General features: G+C 44.7%; 1 protein-coding gene. It reads right to left on the bottom strand.

The annotated features are described in order from the left end of the window. On the bottom strand, positions 1-546 hold a 546-nt coding region (guaA, locus tag ABN217_RS20130), incomplete at both ends, for a glutamine-hydrolyzing GMP synthase (RefSeq protein ID WP_349459988.1).

Here is a 546-nt window from a genome sequence, read left to right as displayed (position 1 = left end):
CACCACCTGACAGTGCCAATATAACGTGATCATCACCGATTTGTTCTTTTAGACGAGCTACGGTGTCATCGATAATGGCAGCTGGCGTCCATAGCGCTTCACAATGGCAAATTTCTTGCACAAAGCGTTTTAGAATATTCAGGCCTTGATAAGTATGAGTTACTTCAGGATGGAATTGCACACCATAGAATTTTTTCTCTTCATTTGCCATGATAGCGAACGGGCAGCTTGGCGTACTGGCAATAGTTTTAAAGTCAGCTGGAATTGCTGTCACTTTATCACCATGGCTCATCCAAACATCCAGTACTGGAGTACCATTTTCGCTTAGAGAGTCTTGAATGTCACGGAACAGATCACATGGCTCAGTCACTTCAACTTTGGCATAACCAAATTCGCGCTCGCCAGAAACTTCAACTGCACCACCTAGCTGCATTGACATGGTTTGCATGCCATAGCAGATACCTAAAACGGGTACACCTGCTTTAAAGACATATTCAGGTGCACGTGGGCTATCATTTTCAGTCGTGCTTTCTGGGCCACCTGAAA

Source organism: Proteus sp. fly-1067 (assembly GCF_040139345.1).
In the GTDB taxonomy this organism is placed as follows: Bacteria; Pseudomonadota; Gammaproteobacteria; order Enterobacterales; family Enterobacteriaceae; genus Proteus; species Proteus vulgaris_B.
The sequence above is the reverse complement of the archived record's forward strand: the minus strand, read 5'-3'. Positions and strand labels throughout refer to the sequence as shown.